Origin of the sequence: Sphingopyxis sp. LC81, assembly GCF_000756375.1 — a bacterium.
Classification (GTDB): Bacteria; Pseudomonadota; Alphaproteobacteria; order Sphingomonadales; family Sphingomonadaceae; genus Sphingopyxis.
Genome location: NZ_JNFD01000021.1, coordinates 82735 through 101003, shown reverse-complemented (window position 1 = coordinate 101003; position 18269 = coordinate 82735). Strand labels below are relative to the sequence as shown.

Annotated in this window: 19 protein-coding genes; 14 read left to right on the top strand and 5 right to left on the bottom strand. The window is 65.8% G+C overall.

Translation table 11 applies throughout. The features are described 5' to 3' along the window. Window positions 1-84: 84 nt before the first annotated feature. The 3 genes from FG91_RS10905 to FG91_RS10895 form a co-directional block, all read right to left on the bottom strand. Window positions 85-810 (bottom strand): hypothetical protein, encoded by a 726-nt coding sequence (locus tag FG91_RS10905; protein ID WP_200878435.1) that lies wholly within the window; start codon window positions 808-810, stop codon window positions 85-87. 33 nt (window positions 811-843) lie between these two features. Next, window positions 844-1875: an NADP-dependent oxidoreductase gene (locus FG91_RS10900; RefSeq protein WP_037514911.1), complete on the bottom strand. Its 1032-nt coding sequence runs from the start codon at window positions 1873-1875 to the stop codon at window positions 844-846. Window positions 1876-2014: 139 nt separating this feature from the next. Beyond that, window positions 2015-2779: an SDR family oxidoreductase gene (locus FG91_RS10895; RefSeq protein WP_200878434.1), complete on the bottom strand. Its 765-nt coding sequence runs from the start codon at window positions 2777-2779 to the stop codon at window positions 2015-2017. 151 nt (window positions 2780-2930) lie between these two features. Between FG91_RS10895 and FG91_RS10890 the strand changes: the two genes are divergently transcribed. Genes FG91_RS10890 through FG91_RS10830 form a run of 13 tightly spaced genes read left to right on the top strand, consistent with a single transcriptional unit; the run spans window position 2931 to window position 15011 of the window. Beyond that, window positions 2931-3806 carry a CoA transferase subunit A gene (locus tag FG91_RS10890; RefSeq protein WP_037514910.1) on the top strand — a complete coding sequence of 292 codons (876 nt, stop codon included), beginning with the start codon at window positions 2931-2933 and terminating at the stop codon, window positions 3804-3806. Between the two features lie 10 nt (window positions 3807-3816). Further along, window positions 3817-4617: a CoA-transferase subunit beta gene (locus tag FG91_RS10885; RefSeq protein ID WP_037514909.1), complete on the top strand. Its 801-nt coding sequence runs from the start codon at window positions 3817-3819 to the stop codon at window positions 4615-4617. A gap of 2 nt (window positions 4618-4619) precedes the next feature. Then, window positions 4620-5516 (top strand): enoyl-CoA hydratase, encoded by an 897-nt coding sequence (locus FG91_RS10880; protein ID WP_037514907.1) that lies wholly within the window; start codon window positions 4620-4622, stop codon window positions 5514-5516. 4 nt (window positions 5517-5520) lie between these two features. Beyond that, window positions 5521-6588, top strand: a complete 1068-nt coding sequence (locus FG91_RS10875) for an NAD(P)H-dependent flavin oxidoreductase (RefSeq protein WP_037514904.1) — start codon at window positions 5521-5523, stop codon at window positions 6586-6588. A 4-nt stretch (window positions 6589-6592) separates the two neighbouring features. Beyond that, window positions 6593-7342: an enoyl-CoA hydratase family protein gene (locus FG91_RS10870; protein ID WP_037515408.1), complete on the top strand. Its 750-nt coding sequence runs from the start codon at window positions 6593-6595 to the stop codon at window positions 7340-7342. Continuing rightward, the gene (locus tag FG91_RS10865) at window positions 7342-8505 is read left to right on the top strand and encodes an acyl-CoA dehydrogenase family protein (RefSeq protein WP_037514902.1); all 1164 of its coding nucleotides are present in this window, start codon (window positions 7342-7344) and stop codon (window positions 8503-8505) included. Before FG91_RS10870 ends, FG91_RS10865 begins: the two co-directional genes overlap by 1 nt. Further along, window positions 8505-9437 (top strand): acyl-CoA dehydrogenase family protein, encoded by a 933-nt coding sequence (locus tag FG91_RS10860; RefSeq protein ID WP_037514901.1) that lies wholly within the window; start codon window positions 8505-8507, stop codon window positions 9435-9437. The genes FG91_RS10865 and FG91_RS10860 overlap by 1 nt, the downstream gene beginning before the upstream one ends. 9 nt (window positions 9438-9446) lie before the next feature. Beyond that, complete coding sequence (locus tag FG91_RS10855; protein WP_037514900.1) at window positions 9447-10598, top strand: acetyl-CoA C-acetyltransferase; 1152 nt, start codon at window positions 9447-9449, stop codon at window positions 10596-10598. Beyond that, window positions 10598-11500 (top strand): SDR family oxidoreductase, encoded by a 903-nt coding sequence (locus tag FG91_RS10850; protein ID WP_037514899.1) that lies wholly within the window; start codon window positions 10598-10600, stop codon window positions 11498-11500. The genes FG91_RS10855 and FG91_RS10850 overlap by 1 nt, the downstream gene beginning before the upstream one ends. Window position 11501: 1 nt before the next feature. Next, entirely contained in the window at window positions 11502-12578 is a 1077-nt protein-coding gene (locus tag FG91_RS10845; RefSeq protein ID WP_037514898.1) for an acyl-CoA dehydrogenase family protein, read from the top strand. Next, a complete protein-coding gene (locus FG91_RS10840; protein WP_037514896.1) occupies window positions 12575-13756 on the top strand; it encodes an acyl-CoA dehydrogenase family protein in 1182 nt (393 codons plus the stop codon). The genes FG91_RS10845 and FG91_RS10840 overlap by 4 nt, the downstream gene beginning before the upstream one ends. A gap of 11 nt (window positions 13757-13767) precedes the next feature. After that, on the top strand, window positions 13768-14550 hold the full coding sequence (locus FG91_RS10835; protein ID WP_037514894.1) for an SDR family oxidoreductase: 783 nt from the start codon (window positions 13768-13770) through the stop codon (window positions 14548-14550). Next, window positions 14547-15011 (top strand): MaoC family dehydratase, encoded by a 465-nt coding sequence (locus tag FG91_RS10830; RefSeq protein WP_037514893.1) that lies wholly within the window; start codon window positions 14547-14549, stop codon window positions 15009-15011. The genes FG91_RS10835 and FG91_RS10830 overlap by 4 nt, the downstream gene beginning before the upstream one ends. Window positions 15012-15047: 36 nt before the next feature. Here FG91_RS10830 and FG91_RS20995 read toward each other — a convergent pair whose 3' ends face one another. After that, window positions 15048-15848: a LytTR family DNA-binding domain-containing protein gene (locus FG91_RS20995; RefSeq protein ID WP_161785649.1), complete on the bottom strand. Its 801-nt coding sequence runs from the start codon at window positions 15846-15848 to the stop codon at window positions 15048-15050. 94 nt (window positions 15849-15942) lie between these two features. Between FG91_RS20995 and FG91_RS10820 the strand changes: the two genes are divergently transcribed. Next, the gene (locus FG91_RS10820; RefSeq protein WP_161785648.1) at window positions 15943-16401 is read left to right on the top strand and encodes a hypothetical protein; all 459 of its coding nucleotides are present in this window, start codon (window positions 15943-15945) and stop codon (window positions 16399-16401) included. Between the two features lie 83 nt (window positions 16402-16484). On the opposite strand, the gene FG91_RS10815 is transcribed toward FG91_RS10820, so the two are convergent. Next, window positions 16485-18044: a FadD3 family acyl-CoA ligase gene (locus FG91_RS10815; RefSeq protein ID WP_235212012.1), complete on the bottom strand. Its 1560-nt coding sequence runs from the start codon at window positions 18042-18044 to the stop codon at window positions 16485-16487. Window positions 18045-18269 lie beyond the last annotated feature (225 nt).

Genomic DNA, 18269 nt, shown 5'->3' with positions numbered 1-18269 from the left:
ACCATCTTCGCGATTGCTGCGACGAACCGGAGCCATGAGCATCCCCGCCTGGATTCAACCCGTGGCTGTCGGCGGTCGTGAACGTCAGGGAGAGCCCTCCCCCAGCATGTAATCCGCCACGCTATAGGAATGGCTGGCCTGATAGGCATTCCTGCCGCGATTCATGTGGGTCAGATTGAATCGCCGAACCGCGCGCAGCGCGCGAGGGACCGCGAGGAAATCGCGGATGGAAGCGGAGCCTCGTATCTTGATGACAAAAATATCCGGACCGTTCGGGACCGAATAGCGCAAGTCCTCGGGTGCCCGCACGCTCCGCTCGAGAAACACCTGGTCGATCCTCTCCTGTGCGAGCGATCCATCGGTCGTGAAATCCGACAGGTGAAGAATGAGCCGTGCGCGGAGATCGTCGCCGTCGGCGTAGAGCGTGAACAGCTCCATCCAACTCGCGTTGACGCGGACCAATGGCTTGTCCGACGTCGATGGCAGGCAGGAAACCGACCAGTAAGCGCGCTCCGTCGCGCGAGGTAAGGGAATGCAAGTCCGGCCGTATAGCTCGAGAATCTCGAACAGCCCGGACGCCTGCGGTCGACGAAGCAGCTTCTGGAAGCGGTGCGCATATTTTAACCGCTGCTCGATCGAATCCTGCCGCTCCTCCGCGTCGGCCAAATCCGCCCTGCCTTCCAGCCACTCGTCCTGCTGTTCGAGATCCAGAAATTGGCGCAGCCCTTTGGCGCTCTGGCTAGATTTCTTGTTCATGTCCCAAGAATGCGAGACACGCGCCCAATCATCAATAGCGTCGGCGATTTCCACGCCGTTGCGGAGGCCCGCGCCGGTAGTCCCCGCCTAGTCCACCCCGTCGATCCGCAGCAATTGCTTGCCTCGATTTGAGCCGTTGAACAGCCGCAAGAATGTTTGTGGGATGACGTCGAAACCATGCTGGATGTCGGTACGATAGCGGATTCGGCAGCTGCGGGCCCATTGCCTGAGTTCCGCCATAGCGGAGGGCACGCGGTCCAGATGGTCGAGCAGGATAAAGCCGCGCATCTCGGCGCGCTGCGGAATCAGCCGCACCAGGTTGCGCGGCCCGGCAGCGGCGTGTGTGTCGTTATAGCCCGAAATGGCACCGCACAGCACGATCCGGCCAAAGCGCGCGATATGCGCGATTCCCGCTTCGAGCGTGGCGCCGCCCACATTGTCGAAGAACAGGTCGACTCCCTCGGGCGCGAGCTTTCCGAGCCGCGCCCGCACATCCTCAGCGCGATAATCGATCGCGGCGTCGGCGCCATAATCCTCGATCAACCAGCGGCATTTTTCGGCGCCTCCAGCGATCCCGATCACGCGGGCACCAGCGAGCCGCGCGATCTGGATGGCAACCGATCCGACCGCACCCGCCGCACCCGAAACGAGCACGCAGTCCCCCGCGCGGAGCCGGCCGACATCGTACATGCCGACATAGGCGGTGAGGCTCGCCGCGCCGAATATGCCCAATGCCTCCTCGGGTGCCGTATCTTCGGAAATGGGCACCGGGTCGGGGTCGCCCGCCCGCGCCGCAACGGCATAATCCTGCCATCCGAACAAGCCCCGCACCATCGAGCCCTCCGGATAGGCCGGATTGCCCGACGCGATCACGCGCGCGACCGCGCTGCCGCGCACGGGCTCGTCGATCATGATGGGGGGCAGATAGCTTGGGACATCGTCCATCCACCCGCGCTGCGCGGGATCGAAGCCGAGCATGAGGTTGCGGACGAGGATTTCGCCAGCGGCCAGATCGGCCCGCGGCAAAGGCGCGTCATGCCGCGCGAAATCATCGACGCTGACCTGCCCCCTGGGGCGCCGCGCGAGCAGCCATTGGCGATTGACGGTCTCTGCGGGCATGACGGCACTCCGATATGGCAGTGGAAGACGGCATCACTATCGCAACCGTCGGGCGCCCTCGCCAAGTCGCCATTGTCCTGCACCGCGCACAGAATGTTTTCGAAGGCCGCTGACCATGTGCGGCTTCTCCGCCGCGACGTCAGCCCAGCTGGGCCAGGCTCAGAAAGACCGGCCGTTCGCCGCCGCCATGCGCAGCGATTTTTGCACCGCTGATATAGGCCGCGTCCGGCGACGCCAGAAAACTGACGACCCCGGCGATGTCTGACCCGCGCGCCATCCGGCCGAGCGGCAGCATCGCGTCGATCCGCTTCATCCCCGCCTCGCCGCCATAATGATCGGCCGCGGCTTCGGTGGCGACCAGTCCGACGATGATCGCGTTGACGCGCACCTTCGGCCCCCATTCCATCGCGAGCGATTCGGTGAGGCTCAGCAGCCCCGCCTTGGCCGCGCCATAGATGGCGGTGCCCGGCGAGGGACGCGCCCCCGAAACGCTGGCGATATTGACGATGTTGCCGCCTTCCTCCTGCGCCTGCATGATGCGGTTGGCGGCCTGCGCGACATGCAGCGGCGCGAGCAGGTTGAGCGCGAGGACGCGTTCCGAAAAACGCGGCGAAGCGGAGGCCGCATCGGCTTCAGGGGAGCCCCCGGCATTGTTCACGGCGAGGTCGAGCCGGCCGTGGCGTTCGAAAATGCGGTCGATCATCGCATTGACCTCGTCCGCCGAACGCACGTCGCACGCCTCGAACTCCGCCGTCGCGTCGAGGTGGCGCGGCAGGTCGTCAGGGGCGTTGCGGCCGCAGATCACGACGCGCATGCCGTCTTCCAATAGCCGCTCGGCGATCGCGCGGCCGATACCGCGGCTGCCGCCGGTCACGAGCGCCACGCGCTGTTTCTCGTCCGCCATAACCATCTCCATTCCTCACCCGCCTCTCTCCTATCGGGCGGCGTGAAAGTCTCTCTCCATATGGTGGTATCGGCCCAACAGCCAGCGCGCCTATCCATCTTGCAACATCGCGGGCGCCCTCGTGCCCGGCGTCTGTGGGCTGGAGAGTGGATTGAACAAGCAATTGACCATCGAACAGTTCGTCGCCTCGCTGAAGAGCGGGATGACGATCGGGATTGCCGGCTGGGGTCCGCGCCGCAAGCCGATGGCGCTGGTGCGCGCGATCCTGCGTTCGGACCTGACCGACCTGACGATCGTCGCCTATGGCGGTCCCGAGATCGGCATGCTCTGCGCCGCGGGCAAGGTGAAGAAGCTGATCTTCGGCTTCGTCTCGATGGACGCGATCCCACTCGAGCCTTATTTCCGCAAGGCCCGCGAAGCCGGCGGGCTCGACATTCTCGAACTCGACGAAGGCATGCTGCAATGGGGCTTGAAGGCCGCGGCGTTCCGCTTGCCCTTCCTGCCGACCCATGTCGGGCTTGGCACAGACGTGATGACGCATGGCGGCTTCAAGACCGTCCAGTCGCCCTATGACGACGGCGAGGTGCTGCTGGCAATGCCCGCGCTCAAGCTCGACGCGGCGCTGCTCCACGTCCACCGCGCCGACAAGCTCGGCAATATCCAGGCGCTCGGCCCCGATACCTATTATGACGAATGGTTCGCGCGCGCCGCCGACAAGACCTTCGTCTCGGCCGAAGAGATCGTCGAGCGGATGGACCACAGCTATCCCGAGGATGCGCGCGCGAACATCGTTGAGCGCTGCTTCGTCCACGGCGTGATCGAGGCGCCGCTGGGCGCGCATCCGACCTCGATGCCCCCCGTCTATGGCTGGGACATGAAACACCTCAAATCCTACGCCGACAGCGCGCGCGAGGACGGCGGCTGGGACCGCTATCTTGCCGAGACGGTCGGCGCCGACGAGGCCGGTTATCTCGACCGCGTCGGCGGCAAGAACGCCGTCGCCGCCCTCCCCCTTCCCATTTTTTGAGGCGGACGACATGACCACCGCACCCGACTTCACCCTTTGCGAACAGCTCATCGTCGCCGCGTCCGAAGCGTGGCGCGCCAATGGCGAACTCGTCGCGACCGGCATCGGCCCCGCGCCGCGCCTCGCCGCCGGCCTCGCCAAGCTGACGCACACCCCCGAACTGATGATGACCGACGGCGAAGCCTGGCTGGTCGAAGACCCCGTGCCGCTCGGCCCGCGCGGCTACGACGATCGAAAGGCCGCGGGCTACCTGCCCTTTTCGCGCTTTTTCGACGCCGCGGTCTGGTCCGGCAAGCGCCACGCGATGGTGACGCCGAGCCAGATCGACCGCTTCGGGCAGACGAACATTTCCTACCTCGGCGGCACCTATGATCAGCCCAAGGTGCAGATGCTCGGCGCGCGCGGTTTTCCGGGCAACAGCATCTGCCACATCAATTCGATGTTCATCCCCGCCCATTCGAAGCGCATCTTCGTCGAGGGCGAGGTCGATATGGTGTCGAGCGTCGGCTACAATCCCGCGCGCCGTACCCCCGGCGTCAATTTCAGCCGCGTCGACCTGCGCCTGATCATCACGGACCTGTGCGTCATGGATTTCGGCGGCAAGGACAATGCGATCCGCGTCGTGATGCTCCACCCGGGCGCGACCTTCGACCAGGTGCAGGAAGCGACCGGCTTCGCGCTTGAAGCCGCGACCGAAATCAAGACCACCCCCGCCCCGACCGCCGAACAGCTCGCGATCATCGCGCGGCTCGACCCGCACAATCTGCGCGCGGGCGTGATCAAGGACAATCCCGCAGGCAAGAGGAACTGAGCATGACCGAGATCGTCCCGCGCCAGCCGCAACAGCCGGTGTATGAAACCGACACCCCCGTCCGCTATGAAGTCGACGGCCCCGTCGCGTGGATCATCATGGACCGGCCGCAGTTCAACAACGCGCAGAACAGCCAGATGACCTACGCGCTCGACGCCGCCTTCCAGCGCGCGACCGACGACGATGCGATCAAGGTCATCGTACTGGGCGGTGACGGCAAGCATTTCAGCGCCGGGCACGACATCGGGACGCCGGGGCGCGATCATCTGGTGCCCTTCGACCGTAAGCTGATGTTCGGCGATCACACGACCCGGCCCGGCGCCGAGCTGCTCTATACCCGCGAGCAGGAAGTTTACCTCGGGATGTGCCGCCGCTGGCGCGACATTCCCAAGCCGACGATTGCAATGGTGCAGGGCGCATGCATTGCCGGCGGGCTGATGCTGGCGTGGGTGTGCGACCTGATCGTCGCCAGCGACGACGCCTTTTTTCAGGACCCGGTCAACCGCATGGGCATCCCCGGGGTCGAATATTTCGCGCATGGCTTCGAGCTGCCGCCGCGCATCGCCAAGGGCTTCCTGCTGCTCGGCGAACGCATGCCCGCGGCGCGCGCCTATCAATTCGGCATGGTCAATGAAATGGTCCCGCGCGCCGAACTCAAGGACAAGGTGTCGGCGATGGCGCACGAACTCGCGACGCGGCCGCGGCTCGGCAATTGGCTGACCAAGCAGGCGCTCAACCATGTCGAGGATCTGCGCGGCAAGCGCACTGCGATGGATGCGGTGTTCCACATGCATCATTTCGCGCATGCTCAGAACGATCTGGTCAGCGGAAATTCGCTCGGCGGGCTCGACGGTGCGGCGATGGCCAAGGCGAACAAGAAGGCCGCGGGCGAAGGCTGATATTGTGACCGACGCGCTGACCACCCCGCTGACCCAGGCACTCGGATGCCGCCTGCCCGTGATCCAGACCGCGATGGGCTGGATCGCGACGCCTGAGCTGGTCGCGGCATCGAGCAACGCGGGAGCGTTCGGCTTTCTCGCGGGTGCGGTAATGACCCCCGCCGAACTCGCCGAGGCGATCGCGCGGCTGCGCGACCTCACCCCGCACCGCTTCGGGGTCAATTTTCACAGTTTCCAGCCCGGCGCGGCGGCGATCGTCGATCTGATCGTCGCGAACAGCGATCGCGTCGGCGCGGTCAGTTTCGGGCGCGGTCCCGATGCGAAAATGATCGGCCGGTTCAAGGACGCCGGCATCCTCTGCATCCCCACCGTCGGCGCAGTCAAACATGCCGAGAAGATGGTCCAGCTGGGGTGTGAGATGATCACCGTGCAGGGCGGCGAAGGCGGCGGGCATACCGGCGCGGTCGCGACAACCGTGCTGCTGCCCCAGGTGCTCGACGCGGTCGAGGTGCCGGTCGTCGCGGCGGGCGGCTTTGCCGACGGACGCGGGCTCGCGGCGGCGCTGGCCTATGGCGCGGCAGGCATCGCGATGGGAACGCGCTTCCTGATGACCAGCGACAGCCCGATCCCCGATCGTTCGAAATCGGCCTATGTGCGCGCGGGAACCGGCGACATCATCGTGTCGACCAAGATCGATGGCATCCCGCAGCGGATGATCCTGACCCCCGCGATGCGGCGCATCGAGGCGTCGGGCAAGCTCGCCATGTGGAAACGCGCGATCGAGGCGGGGCTCGCGATGAAGCGTCAGACCGGCGCCAGCTTTGGCGAACTGCTGCGCGCCGCGCGCGGCATGACCAGCCACGGCAATCTGTCGCTGCCGCAGGCGATGATGGCCGCCGCCGCGCCGATGCTGATCCAGAAAGCGGTGGTGGACGGCGACACCGAAAACGGCCTGCTCGCGACCGGGCTTGTCGGCGGGCGCCTCGGCGACCTCCCGAGCTGCGCCGATCTTCTCTCGTCGATCGAAAAGGATGCGCGTGCCCGCCTGGCCGCGCTGCGAGGACTGGACTGAACCCATGCCGATACATTGTACCATCAAGGACCGGATCGCCGAAATCGTCTTCGACGTCCCGCCGGTCAACGCCTTCGACAGCGAAACCTGGATGGCGATCCCCGCGATCGTCACCACGGCGGCGAGCAACCCCGAGGTCAATTGCGTGCTGATCCGCGCCGAGGGCAAGGGTTTTTGCGGCGGGGTCGATATCAAGGAGATGCAGGCGCATCCCGAACGCATCACCCTCCTCAATCGCGGCAATTACCTGACCTTCAAGGCGATCCGTAACGCCGAGGTTCCGGTGATCAGCGCCGTGCACAAGTTCGTGATCGGCGGCGGTATCGGCATTTGCGGCGCCAGCGACAGCATCATCGCCGCCGACGACGCCTATTTCTCGCTGCCCGAGGTCGATCGCGGCGCGATGGGCGGGGCTTCGCACCTTTCACGCATGTTGCCGCTGCACAAGGTGCGCGCGGCCTTTTTCACCGGCGGCACGATCCCCGCCGAGGAAGCGTGGCGGCTGGGCGCGATCGAGAAGGTCGTGCCGCGCGCCGACCTTGAAACCGAAGCGCGCGCCTTTTGCGCGGTGATCGCATCGAAATCGCGCAAGGCGCTCGTCATCGCCAAGGAGGCGCTGAACGGCCTCGAGGAACGCGACGTCGACCGCGGATACCGCTGGGAACAGGGTTTCACGCTGGAAATGTATATGCACGAAGACAGCCAGAAATCGCGCGATGCCTTTGTCGAAACGGGCAAGGCGGCCAAATTCTGATGGACCTCGCCTACACACCCGAACAACAAGATTTCCGTGCCGAGGTGCGCGCGTGGATGGACGCGCATGTGCCCAAGGAGCCGCTGGTCACGCTCGAATGCCGCGAAGGCTTTGACCAGCATGTCGTGTGGGAACGCACGCTCGCGAGCGGAAACTGGGGCATGGTCACCTGGCCCGAGGCTTATGGCGGGCGCGGGCTCGACCTGATCCAGTGGCTGATCTTCGAGGAAGAATATTTCCGCGCCGGAGGCCCCAATCGCGCCAACCAGAATGGCATTTTCCTGCTCGGTCCGACGATCATGGAATTCGGCACGCCCGAACAGAAAGCGCGCTTCCTGACCCCGATGGCGAAGGGCGAGACGATGTGGGCGCAGGCCTGGTCCGAACCGGGAGCCGGGTCCGACATGGCGGCGATCGGCAGCAAGGCGGTGCGCGACGGCGATCATTATGTGATCAGCGGCCAGAAAACCTGGTCGAGCCGCGCCGCCTTCGCCGACTGGGGCTTCGGCATTTTCCGCACCGAAGAAGGCAGCAAGCGCCACAAGGGCTTAAGCTTCATCCTGTTCGACCTGAACAGCCCCGGAATCACTCGCCGCCCGATCCGGCAATTGCATGGCGACACGGGCTTTGCCGAGCTCTTCTTCGACGAGGTGCGCGTGCCGGTCGAAAACCGCATCGCGGGCGAAGGCGAAGGCTGGAAGGTCGCGATGGCGACCGCGGGTTTCGAACGCGGGCTGATGCTGCGCTCGCCCGGCCGGTTTCAGGCGACCGCGAAGCGGCTGGTCGAGCTCTATCGTCAGCACGAAGCCGAAGCCGCGCCGTCGGCGCGCGAGGCGGTGATGACCGCGTGGATGCAGGCGCAGGCCTATGCCTATAACACCTATTCCGTCGCCGCGAAGATCATGGCGGGCGGGTCGATCGGGGCCGAGGCGAGCCTCAACAAGATTTTCTGGTCCGAACTCGACCGCGCGATGCACCGCACCGCGATGCAATTGCTGGGCGCCGCCGCCGAGCTCCGCCGTTTCGACGACGGCCGCATGAACCAGTGGCTGGAGGGTTATATCTTCTCGCTCTCGGGTCCGATTTACGCCGGGTCGAACGAAATCCAGCGCAATATCACCGCCGAACGATTGCTCGATTTGCCCAGAGTGGGAGCGGGCTGATGGAATTTCTGCTGAACGAAGACCAGCTCGCGCTGGCCGAAACCGTCCGCGACTATCTCGCGGGAACACATGGGCCCGACGTGCTGCGCCGGCTCGATGCGGGCGACAATCGCGATCCCGCGATCTGGCAGGGTCTCGTCGACATGGGGCTGACCGGTCTGCTGGTTCCCGAGGAATTTGGCGGCCTGGGCCTTGGGCTCGTCGATGCGGCTTTGATCGCGCGCGAATGTGGGCGCGCTTGCCTCGCCGAACCGCTGGTCGACACCGCCTTTGTCGCGGTGCCGTGGTTGTTGGCGCAGGGCGATGCCGCGCAAATGGCCGCGATCGTCGCGGGAACCGCGAAGCCTTCGGTCGCTCATGCGATCAACCCGTGGGTCAGCGATGGCGAGGGCGCAACGCTCGACAGCATCGACCCGCTGCGCAATCTGACCCAGCCTGTCGGCGCGCCTTCGTCGGACCCGCTGCTGCTCGATCTCGGCGCGCTGATGGTGGCCGCGCAGCTTGCCGGGCTGGCCGAGGCGATGCTCGACCAGTCGGCGGCCTATGCCAAAATCCGCACCCAGTTCGGCCAGCCGATCGGCGCATTTCAGGCGGTGAAGCATCAACTCGCCACCGCCGCCGTCGCCATCGAATTTGCCAAGCCGGTGCTCTGGCGCGCGGCGCAGGCACTCGCCGATGGCCTGTCCAGCGCGCCGGTCCACATCAGCCATGCCAAGATCGCAGCGACCGACGCCGCCATCCAGATGGCCGAGACCGCGATCCAGGTCCATGGCGCGATGGGCTATACTTATGAGGTCGACCTGCATTTCTGGATGAAGCGCAGCTGGGCGCTCGCCGGCGCATGGGGCAGTCGCGCTTTCCATCTCAAACGCATCGACGACGCCGTGATCGGCGGGGGGCTGGCGATCGGCCCCGATCAAACATTCGCATAGGGAAATCTGATGGCCGAAGCTTATATCATCGACGCAGTGCGCACGCCGATCGGGCGCAAGAAGGGCAGCCTTGCCGCCGTCCATCCAGCCGACCTCGGCGCGCATCCGATCAAGGCATTGATCGCACGCACCGGCATCGATGCCGGCGCGGTCGACGATGTCGTCTGGGGCTGCTGCGATACGATCGGGCCGCAGGCGGGCGACATCGGCCGCACCGTATGGCTCGTCGCGGGGATGCCCCAGCATGTTCCCGGCACAACGGTCGACCGCCAGTGCGGATCGTCGCAGCAGGCGCTGCATTTCGCGGCGCAGGGCGTGATGAGCGGGACGCAGGATCTGGTCGTCGCGGGTGGATCGCAGGCGATGAATGCCATCCCGATCAGTGCGGCGATGTATGCGGGTGAACCCCATGGTTTCACCAACCCGTTCAACACCTCGCCCGGCTGGATCGCGCGCTATGGCGACGGGCTGCTCAACCAGATCAATTCGGCCGAAATGATCGCCGACAAATGGGGCCTCAGCCGCGCCGAGATGGAGGAATTCGCCTTCGCATCGCACCAGCGCGCGCAGGCCGCGACCGATGCCGGCTGGTTCGCCAATGAAATCGCGCCACTCGAAGGGCTGGCGCAGGACGAGACGATCCGCCCCGGAACGACGCGCGAAGGGCTGGCCGAACTGCGGCTGATTCAGGAAGACGGCAAGATCACCGCGGGCATCTCCAGCCAGAATTGCGATGGCGCCGCGGCGATGCTGATCGCGTCGGAGGCGGCGGTGAAGGACCATGGCCTGACCCCCCGCGCGCGGATCCATCATCTGTCGGTGCGCGCCGACGATCCGGTGTGGATGCTCACCGCGCCGATCCCCGCGACGCAATATGCGCTGGCAAAGGCGGGGATGACCGTCGCCGACATCGACCTGTTCGAATGCAATGAAGCCTTCGCCAGCGTGCCGATGGCGTGGATGAAGGAACTCGGCATCCCGCATGAAAAGGTCAATGTCCACGGCGGCGCGATCGCGCTCGGCCACCCGCTCGGCGCGACCGGCGCGCGACTGATGACGACGATGCTCAATGCGCTTGAGCGTACCGGCGGCCGCTATGGTCTGCAGACCATGTGCGAAGGCGGCGGTCAGGCCAATGTCACGATAATCGAGAGGCTGTAATGACACTTTGCGAAGGACGGACCGTCATCATCACCGGCGCGGCGCGCGGGCTCGGGCGCTCCTATGCTCTCGCCTTCGCCGCCGAAGGCGCCAATGTCGTCGTCAATGACATCGGCACCAGCCTTGCGGGCGAAGGCCGTGACACGTCGGCGGCCGACGGTGTGGTCGCCGAGATCAAGGCGGCGGGCGGCAACGCCATCGCCAATTATGAGGACATCACCGACTGGGATGCCGCCAAGCGCATCGTCGACGCCGCGGTCGCGGCGTTCGGCGACCTGCATGTCGTCGTCAATAATGCCGGGATCGTGCGCGATCGCATGTTCGTCTCCGCGACCCCCGAAGAGTGGGACGCAACGATGCACGTCCATCTGCGCGGCCATTTCTGCGTCAGCCGCCACGCCGTCGATTACTGGCGTGCACAACAGAAGGCGGGCCGTCCCGTCGACGCGCGCATCATCAACACCACCAGCGGCGCCGGGCTCCAGGGCTCGATCGCGCAGGCGGCCTATTCGACCGCCAAGGGCGGCATCGCCGCGCTGACTTTGGTGCAGGCGGCCGAGCTTGGCCGCTATGGGATCACCGCCAACGCCCTCGCCCCCGCGGCGCGCACGCGGATGACCGAGGGCGCGTTTGCCGACAAGATGGCCGCGGTCGAAACCGGCTTCGACGTACAGGACCCCGACAATATCGCGCCCACGGTCGTATGGCTCGGCTCCGAACAATCGAAGCATGTGACGGGCTGCGTTTTCGAACTGGAAGGCGGACGCATCACGATCGAGGATGGCTGGAAACTCGGCCCGACGGTCGACCAGCAGGCAAAATGGGCACCCGCCGACGTCGGCGATGCGGTCGACAAGCTGCTCGCAGTCCGCAGCGAACCGCGCAAGGTCTGGGGCAGCTAAGATGCATTTCGCCTTCACCGACGAACAGGCGATGATTGCCGAGACGGCAAAGACGTTCTTTGCGGAGAATGCGACGAGCGAGCGCACCCGCGCAGCGATGGCCGACACGGGCGTCGACAAGCTGCTGTGGCAGGCGTTCACCGGCGAACTCGGCCTCGCCGGCGTCGCGATTCCCGAGGCACTGGGCGGCGTCGGGCTCGGGATGGTCGAGCTTGCGATCTTTGCCGAGGAAGCGGGGCGGCACACCGCGGCGCTGCCGCTGCTCGCCAGCCTTGGGCTTGCCGCCCCCGCGATTCTTGCGGGCGGCACCGACGAACAGAAGGCGCGGCTCCTTCCCCGTCTGGCATCGGGCGATCTCGTGGCAAGCTTCGCCGCAGTGAATATGGGTGGAACGCCGGGCGCGACGATCAGCGACGGAACGCTGACCGGCGCCGCGCTCCTCGTGCCGCACGGCGCCAGCGCCGACCTGTTCGTGGTCGCAACCGACAATGGCGTCGCGATCGTCGAGCGCGGCGCGCTCGGGCTCGGAATCACCCCGCTCACCAGCATGGACCAGACACGCCCCTATGCCCGGCTCGATTTCGGCGGGGTCGCCGTCGAAACGCTCGCCGATCCGCGCGCCGCCGTCCACGCCGCGCTCACCACCGGTTGGCTCGCCATCGCCGCCGATGCGCTGGGCGGCGCGCAGGCGTGTCTCGATCGGACGGTCGCCTACACCCAAGAACGCATCCAGTTCGGCCGTTCGATCGGCAGTTTCCAGGCGGTCAAGCACCGCCTCGCCGACATGATGGTCGCGATCGAGCAGGCGCGCTCGGCGGTCTATTGGGCCGCGTGCGCGATCGACGAAGCGTCGGACGAAGCGTCGTTCGCGGTCCACGCCGCCAAGGCATTCGCCTGCGACACTTACAGCCACTGTGCGGGCGAGATGATCCAGCTGCATGGCGGCATCGGCTTCACCTGGGAGCATGACGCGCATCTCTATTTCAAGCGCGCGCGCAGCAACGCGAGCCTGCTCGGCACCCCCGACTGGCACCGCGAGCAGGTGGCCGGACTCGCCGGATTGGACAAAGCCGCATGAAGCTTGGATTTTCGCCTGAGGAAGAAGTCTTCCGCGCCGAGGCCGCTTCCTGGCTCAAGGCCGAGTTGGAAGGCGCCTTCGCCGACGTCCGCGGACTCACCAGCCTGACCGAAATGCCCGAGCGCCGCCGCGACTGGGAGCGCCGGCTGGGCGAAGCGGGCTGGAGCTGCGTCGGCTGGCCCAAAGCCTATGGCGGGCGCGACGCGACGCTCGCGCAGCAGGTCATTTTCGCCGAGGAATATGCGCGCGCAGGCGCCCCGCCCCGGCTCAACCATATCGGCATCGAGCTGGCCGGTCCCACCATCCTCGCCTTCGGCAGCGAAGAACAAAAGACGCGCTTCCTACCGAAGATCGCGAAGGGCGAAGAAATCTGGTGCCAGGGCTATTCGGAGCCGGGTGCCGGCTCGGACCTCGCCAATGTCCGCACCAAGGCATGGCGCGAGGGCGACGAGTGGGTGATCGAGGGACAGAAAATCTGGACCAGCCTCGCCCAATTCTCGGACTGGATCTTCGTGATCGCGCGTACCGAGGCAGGGTCGAAAGGACCGAAGGGCCTCTCCTTCCTGCTCGTTCCGGTCGACCAGAGCGGCGTCACCGTCCGCCCGATCCATCAGATCACGGGCGAGGCCGAATTCAACGAAACCTTCTTCGACGACGCGCGCACCGCGGCCGAGAGCATCCTCGGCGAACCCGGCGATGGTTGGAAGGTCGCAATGGGGCTGCTCGGCTTCGAGCGCGGCGTCTCGACGCTTGCGCAGCAGATGGGCTTTCGCAACGAACTCGACGCGGTCATCGCCGCGGCGCGCGCCAATGGTGAGGCGAAGAACCCGCTGATCCGCCAGCGCATCGCCAAGGCCGAGATCGGCCTGAAGCTGATGCGCTATGGCGCGCTGCGCATGCTCACCGACGCCGAGGACGGCAAGCTCAACCCGTCGGCGCTCACCTACAAGATCCAGTGGGCGACGTGGCGCCGCGATCTCGGCGAGCTCGCGATGGACGTTCTGGGACAAGCGGGCGAAACCGTGGCGGGTCACGAATACGCCTTCCCCGCGCTGCCCAACCTGTTCCTCTACAGCCGCGCCGACACAATTTACGGCGGCACGAACGAGATTCAGCGCAACATCATCGCCGAGCGCGCGCTGGGGCTACCCCGCGAACCGCGCGGCGACCTCAAATAAAGGAACCAAGCGTGGCACGACCCGCCCCCGAATATCCGACCCCGACCGGCCTTCTGAAGGGCAAGACCGTGCTGATCACCGCCGCCGCGGGCAGCGGCATCGGCGGCGCAGTCGCACAGCGCGCGGCCGAGGAAGGCGCGACGCTTTTCCTCTCCGACATGCACGAACGCCGTCTCGGCGAGACCGCCGACCGGATCGCCGCGCTCGGCTTCGCACGCCCCGGCACGTTCGTCTGCGACGTCACCAGTGAGGATCAGGTACAGGCGCTGGTTTCGGGTGCGATCGGCGCGATGGGGCATGTCGATGTCCTCATCAACAATGCCGGGCTCGGCGGCGCGGCTTCGGTCGTCGAGATGACCGACGACCAGTGGCACAAGGTGCTCGACGTGACGCTCACGAGTGTCTTTCGCATGACGCGCGCGATCCTGCCGCACATGTACGAACGCCAGAAGGGCGCGATCGTCAACAACGCCTCGGTGCTCGGCTGGCGCGCGCAAAGGCTGCAGGCGCATTATGCCGCGGCGAAGGCCGGCGTCATGGCCTTCACGCGCTGTTCGGCGCTCGAAGCCGCCGAGCACGGCGTCCGCATCAACGCGGTCTCGCCCAGCCTCGCGATGCACGCCTCGCTTTCCAAGGTGACCCCGCCGGGGCTGCTCGAGACGCTGACCGAGAAGGAAGCCTTCGGCCGCTATGCCGAGCCTTGGGAAGTGGCGAACGTGATGCTCTTCCTCGCCAGCGAGCTTTCCTCCTACATGACGGGTGAAGTGCTCGCGGTCTCGAGCCAGCAGGCATGAGCGCGCGCATCTTCGAAACCCCGGCGGCGCTGCTCGCGGCGGTGGGCGAAAGCTTCGGCCCGACCGACTGGCTCGCGATCGAGCAGGACCGTATCGACCTGTTCGCCAAGGCCACCGACGATCATCAATGGATTCATGTCGATCCAGAGCGCGCCAAGGGCGGTCCGTTCGGCGGCACGATCGCGCATGGTTATCTCACCATGAGCCTCGTCAACCGCTTCCTCCCCGAACTGGTCGAGGTGCGCGGCGTTTCGATGGGGGTCAATGTCGGCACCGACAATCTGCGCTTTCTGAGCCCCGTCCGCGCCGGCAGCCGGATCCGTGGGTGTGGCGAGCTCGTCAAGGCCGAGGAAGCCAAGGGCGGCGTCCAGGCGGTGGTTCGGGTGACGGTGGAGATCGAAGGCGCCGAAAAGCCTGCCTGCGTTGTCGATACAATCAGCCGCTTCTACCCCGCAACCTGACGGTTCGGCCCAGCAAACCACATCGGTTCGATAGAGTTAATCGGTCAAAACTGCCCGCGCGGCCGACAAATATGTCCTGCTGATCGGAACGGCCGTGTCATCGATCAGCCGGACAATGGCGCGCCCGGGCGTTCTTTCCAACGCGCGAACGCCGTCTTTGGCCACCCACCAGCTACGGTGCACGCGAAGGCCCAGCCGGGGATCGATGATCGCCGCCGCGTCCGCCAGTCGCATCAGGATCAGCGCCGAGCCGTGGCGCGTGTGCACGCGCACATAATGGTCCTCAGCTTCCAGTGCGAGAATGTCCCGGCGCAAAGCCACCGGAAGCTTCGACACGAACTCGCGCGGATATTCGGGCGCCGCGGCTGGCTGTTCCACGGGTGCGACCACAGTCATCGGGTCGTCCGGAGACATGACGCGGGCAATCAGCAACTGGACGAGCGCCACGTACGGAAATAACGCGAGCAGTTGAACGGGGCTGAACATTCTGCCCGGTCGAACCACCCCCATGGCCCACGCCACAAAGAACGTCATGGGCACCGCGGATGCGGCTGCTACTGCGATGATCCGTGTTGCCGTTCTTCTCCCCGGCGAAGCGGACGGAAGAACTCGCTCCGCAGCAGCAGCGGCGCCAAAGCCGACGAGTGCGATGACCATCCAGAAAGGATAGCGCACCTCTGGACCGAGAGTGGTTTGCGATCCGAATGGACCCGTCACTCCAAGCACCACGCCAAAAGCCACCGCACTGAGCGGCCCCCGCCACTTCCCCATCATTCGCCATTCACGCATCGCCAACTGCATCGGCCCACCAGTCACGAAATTGCGGAAGCTACTCACGACTTTCTCCATTGTCGACCGGCATCGCCACCCGCCACCCGGCCGGCATGACCGTCCAGATGTTGGCACGGAGAAAGTTGAGATGGAGAAAGCAATGAAACGGATTATCATCGGCGCGGTATTGGCATTCGCAGCGGTTCCGGCAGCAGCAAGCGAGGCTGTAAACATGCGGTTTGAATGTGGCGCGGGAGCCGCTCCGGCCGGCGCCGAGGCTCCGAACCTCCACGGCAACTGGGATTTCCTGATGCATGTCGGGGCAACGCCCAATTTCGGGCTTCTGTCGATCGGCTTCGTCGAGGACGCTTATGGCGGATCGCTGTCGCTGTGGATGACCGCACCCGTTGTCCTGCGCAAAATCACCTTGACCGGCAACAGCTTCCACATGGCGGTCGCCTCCCGCGAGGGCGATGTGCTGTTCGACGGCACGCTCTCGGCCAAGGGCGACCGTGTGTGTGGGACCGTTACCTACCACGGCGGCCGCACCTTTCCGGCGGTGGCGCAGAAGCGGCCTTCAACCTATCAGTCGCAGCCTCAGGCTCAGCGGGGTCGGTAGTCGGCTGAACGGGCGGACGGGTAGCTGGCGAAAGAAGGGCCGCAATGGATCGCTAGCCGTCGTCCTGTCGCATCGGACGATGGCTACGCCCCGGGATCGCGCAGAAGGAACTTCTGCACCTTGCCCGCGGCGTTCACCGGCAGCGCGTCGAGGATCACCACCTGACGCGGCACCTTGTAGTTCGCCATATTCTCGCGGCACCAGGCGACGATCTCGTCGGCAGTGGCGCTCGCGCCGGGACGCAGGACGACATAGGCCTTGGGCACTTCGCCCAGCCGTTCGTCGGCCACGCCGATGACGGCCGACTGCATGACCGCCGGATTGGCCGCGAGCAGCCCTTCGATCTCGGCCGGATAGGCGTTGAAGCCGCCGACGATGAAGATGTCCTTGGCGCGGTCGGTGATCTTCACATTGCCGCGTGCGTCCTGCACCGCAATGTCGCCGGTGCGCAGCCAGCCTTCGCTATCGATCGCCGCCGCGGTCGCCGCCGGGTCGTTGAAATAGCCCTGCATCACATTGGGCCCACGCACGAGCAATTCGCCCGCCTCGCCCGGCGCGACACTCTCGCCCGCCTCGTCGACAAGCTTGACCTCGATCCCGGCGAGCGGGCGGCCCGCGGTGTTGGCGATCGTCGCCGCATCGTCGCCGGCGCCGCACATCGTCACGACGCCGCAGGTTTCGGTAAGGCCATAGGCGGTGAGCACGACATCGATGCCGAGCTTGCCGCGCATTTCCTCGATCAGGGTGACCGGCACCGACGCGGCGCCGGTGATCGACACGCGCAGCGAAGAAATATCATGGTCGCGATAAGGGCCCGCGAGCAGGCTCTGGAAGATCGTCGGCGGACCCGGGAGCAATGTCACCCGTTCGCGCTCGATCCGTTCGAGCACCCTGTCAGTCTGGAACACGGCGTGGGGCAGCACGGTCACCCCGCGCATCAGCGCCACCAGCCATCCGGCCTTGTAGCCAAAGCTGTGGAAGAAGGGGTTGATGATCAGGAAATTGTCGCCCGGACCATAGGTCAGCGTCTCGCCATAGGCGAGGTACAGCCGGACATTTTGCCCATGCGTCGTCACCGCCCCCTTCGGATTGCCCGTAGTGCCCGAGGTGAAGAGGATGTCGCAAACCTGATCCTCGTTCAGCGCATCCATCCGCGCGGCGACCGCGGCATCGGAAAGGGCGGCGCCGCGATCGAGGAAGGTCTGCCAGGCCATGCCACCCTTGTCGCCGTCCATCAGGACGATCCCGCGCAGGTCGGGCAGATCTTCGCCTGCGATCAATTCTGGATAGGCGGTGCCGAGAAAATCGGAGACGGTGAACAGCAGCTTGGCACCGCTGGTGCGCAATATATAACCCGCCTCACGGCCCTTCAGCCGGGTGTTGAGCGGCACGATCGCCGCGCCCGCTGCCTGCGCACCGACCGCGGCGACAATCCAGCCAATCGCGTTGGGCGCCCAGATCGCGATCCGATCCCCCGCCACGACACCCGCCGCGATAAAGCCCTTGGCGGCCGCCCGCACCAGCGGTTCGAGATCGCGATAACGAACCTCGGTCCCGTCCTCGCCGCGGATCGCGACGGCATCGCCATGCGCGCGCGCCGCGGCGAAGATTTTATGGGGTATCGTGAACTTGGCTTCGGCCACGGCAGATCGTCTCCTGCGCCGGGCATCCATGGACAGGCCGTCCATTTGCCCGATCGATTTGCTCCCCGCTGCGTTACGCGCGGGTGTGGCCGCGACAACCCCTATTCGGGGGGCGCGCGATTTGCGCACCGCCTCTTGCCGCTCGGGTCCGGACAGGTCATTGCGGGATCGAGACCGACTCCCCAGCTTATCGGGTGACGGGACGCGAACAGGAAGCGAAGCCGG

Coding starts and splice junctions, on each gene's coding strand:
- FG91_RS10900 (WP_037514911.1), bottom strand. CDS start 1,875: ATGCCCGCAGAGACCGTCAATCGCCAATGGCTGCTCGCGCGGCGCCCC.
- FG91_RS10895 (WP_200878434.1), bottom strand. CDS start 2,779: ATGGCGGACGAGAAACAGCGCGTGGCGCTCGTGACCGGCGGCAGCCGC.
- FG91_RS10885 (WP_037514909.1), top strand. CDS start 3,817: ATGACCACCGCACCCGACTTCACCCTTTGCGAACAGCTCATCGTCGCC.
- FG91_RS10880 (WP_037514907.1), top strand. CDS start 4,620: ATGACCGAGATCGTCCCGCGCCAGCCGCAACAGCCGGTGTATGAAACC.
- FG91_RS10870 (WP_037515408.1), top strand. CDS start 6,593: ATGCCGATACATTGTACCATCAAGGACCGGATCGCCGAAATCGTCTTC.
- FG91_RS10865 (WP_037514902.1), top strand. CDS start 7,342: ATGGACCTCGCCTACACACCCGAACAACAAGATTTCCGTGCCGAGGTG.
- FG91_RS10860 (WP_037514901.1), top strand. CDS start 8,505: ATGGAATTTCTGCTGAACGAAGACCAGCTCGCGCTGGCCGAAACCGTC.
- FG91_RS10855 (WP_037514900.1), top strand. CDS start 9,447: ATGGCCGAAGCTTATATCATCGACGCAGTGCGCACGCCGATCGGGCGC.
- FG91_RS10850 (WP_037514899.1), top strand. CDS start 10,598: ATGACACTTTGCGAAGGACGGACCGTCATCATCACCGGCGCGGCGCGC.
- FG91_RS10845 (WP_037514898.1), top strand. CDS start 11,502: ATGCATTTCGCCTTCACCGACGAACAGGCGATGATTGCCGAGACGGCA.
- FG91_RS10840 (WP_037514896.1), top strand. CDS start 12,575: ATGAAGCTTGGATTTTCGCCTGAGGAAGAAGTCTTCCGCGCCGAGGCC.
- FG91_RS10830 (WP_037514893.1), top strand. CDS start 14,547: ATGAGCGCGCGCATCTTCGAAACCCCGGCGGCGCTGCTCGCGGCGGTG.
- FG91_RS10820 (WP_161785648.1), top strand. CDS start 15,943: ATGAAACGGATTATCATCGGCGCGGTATTGGCATTCGCAGCGGTTCCG.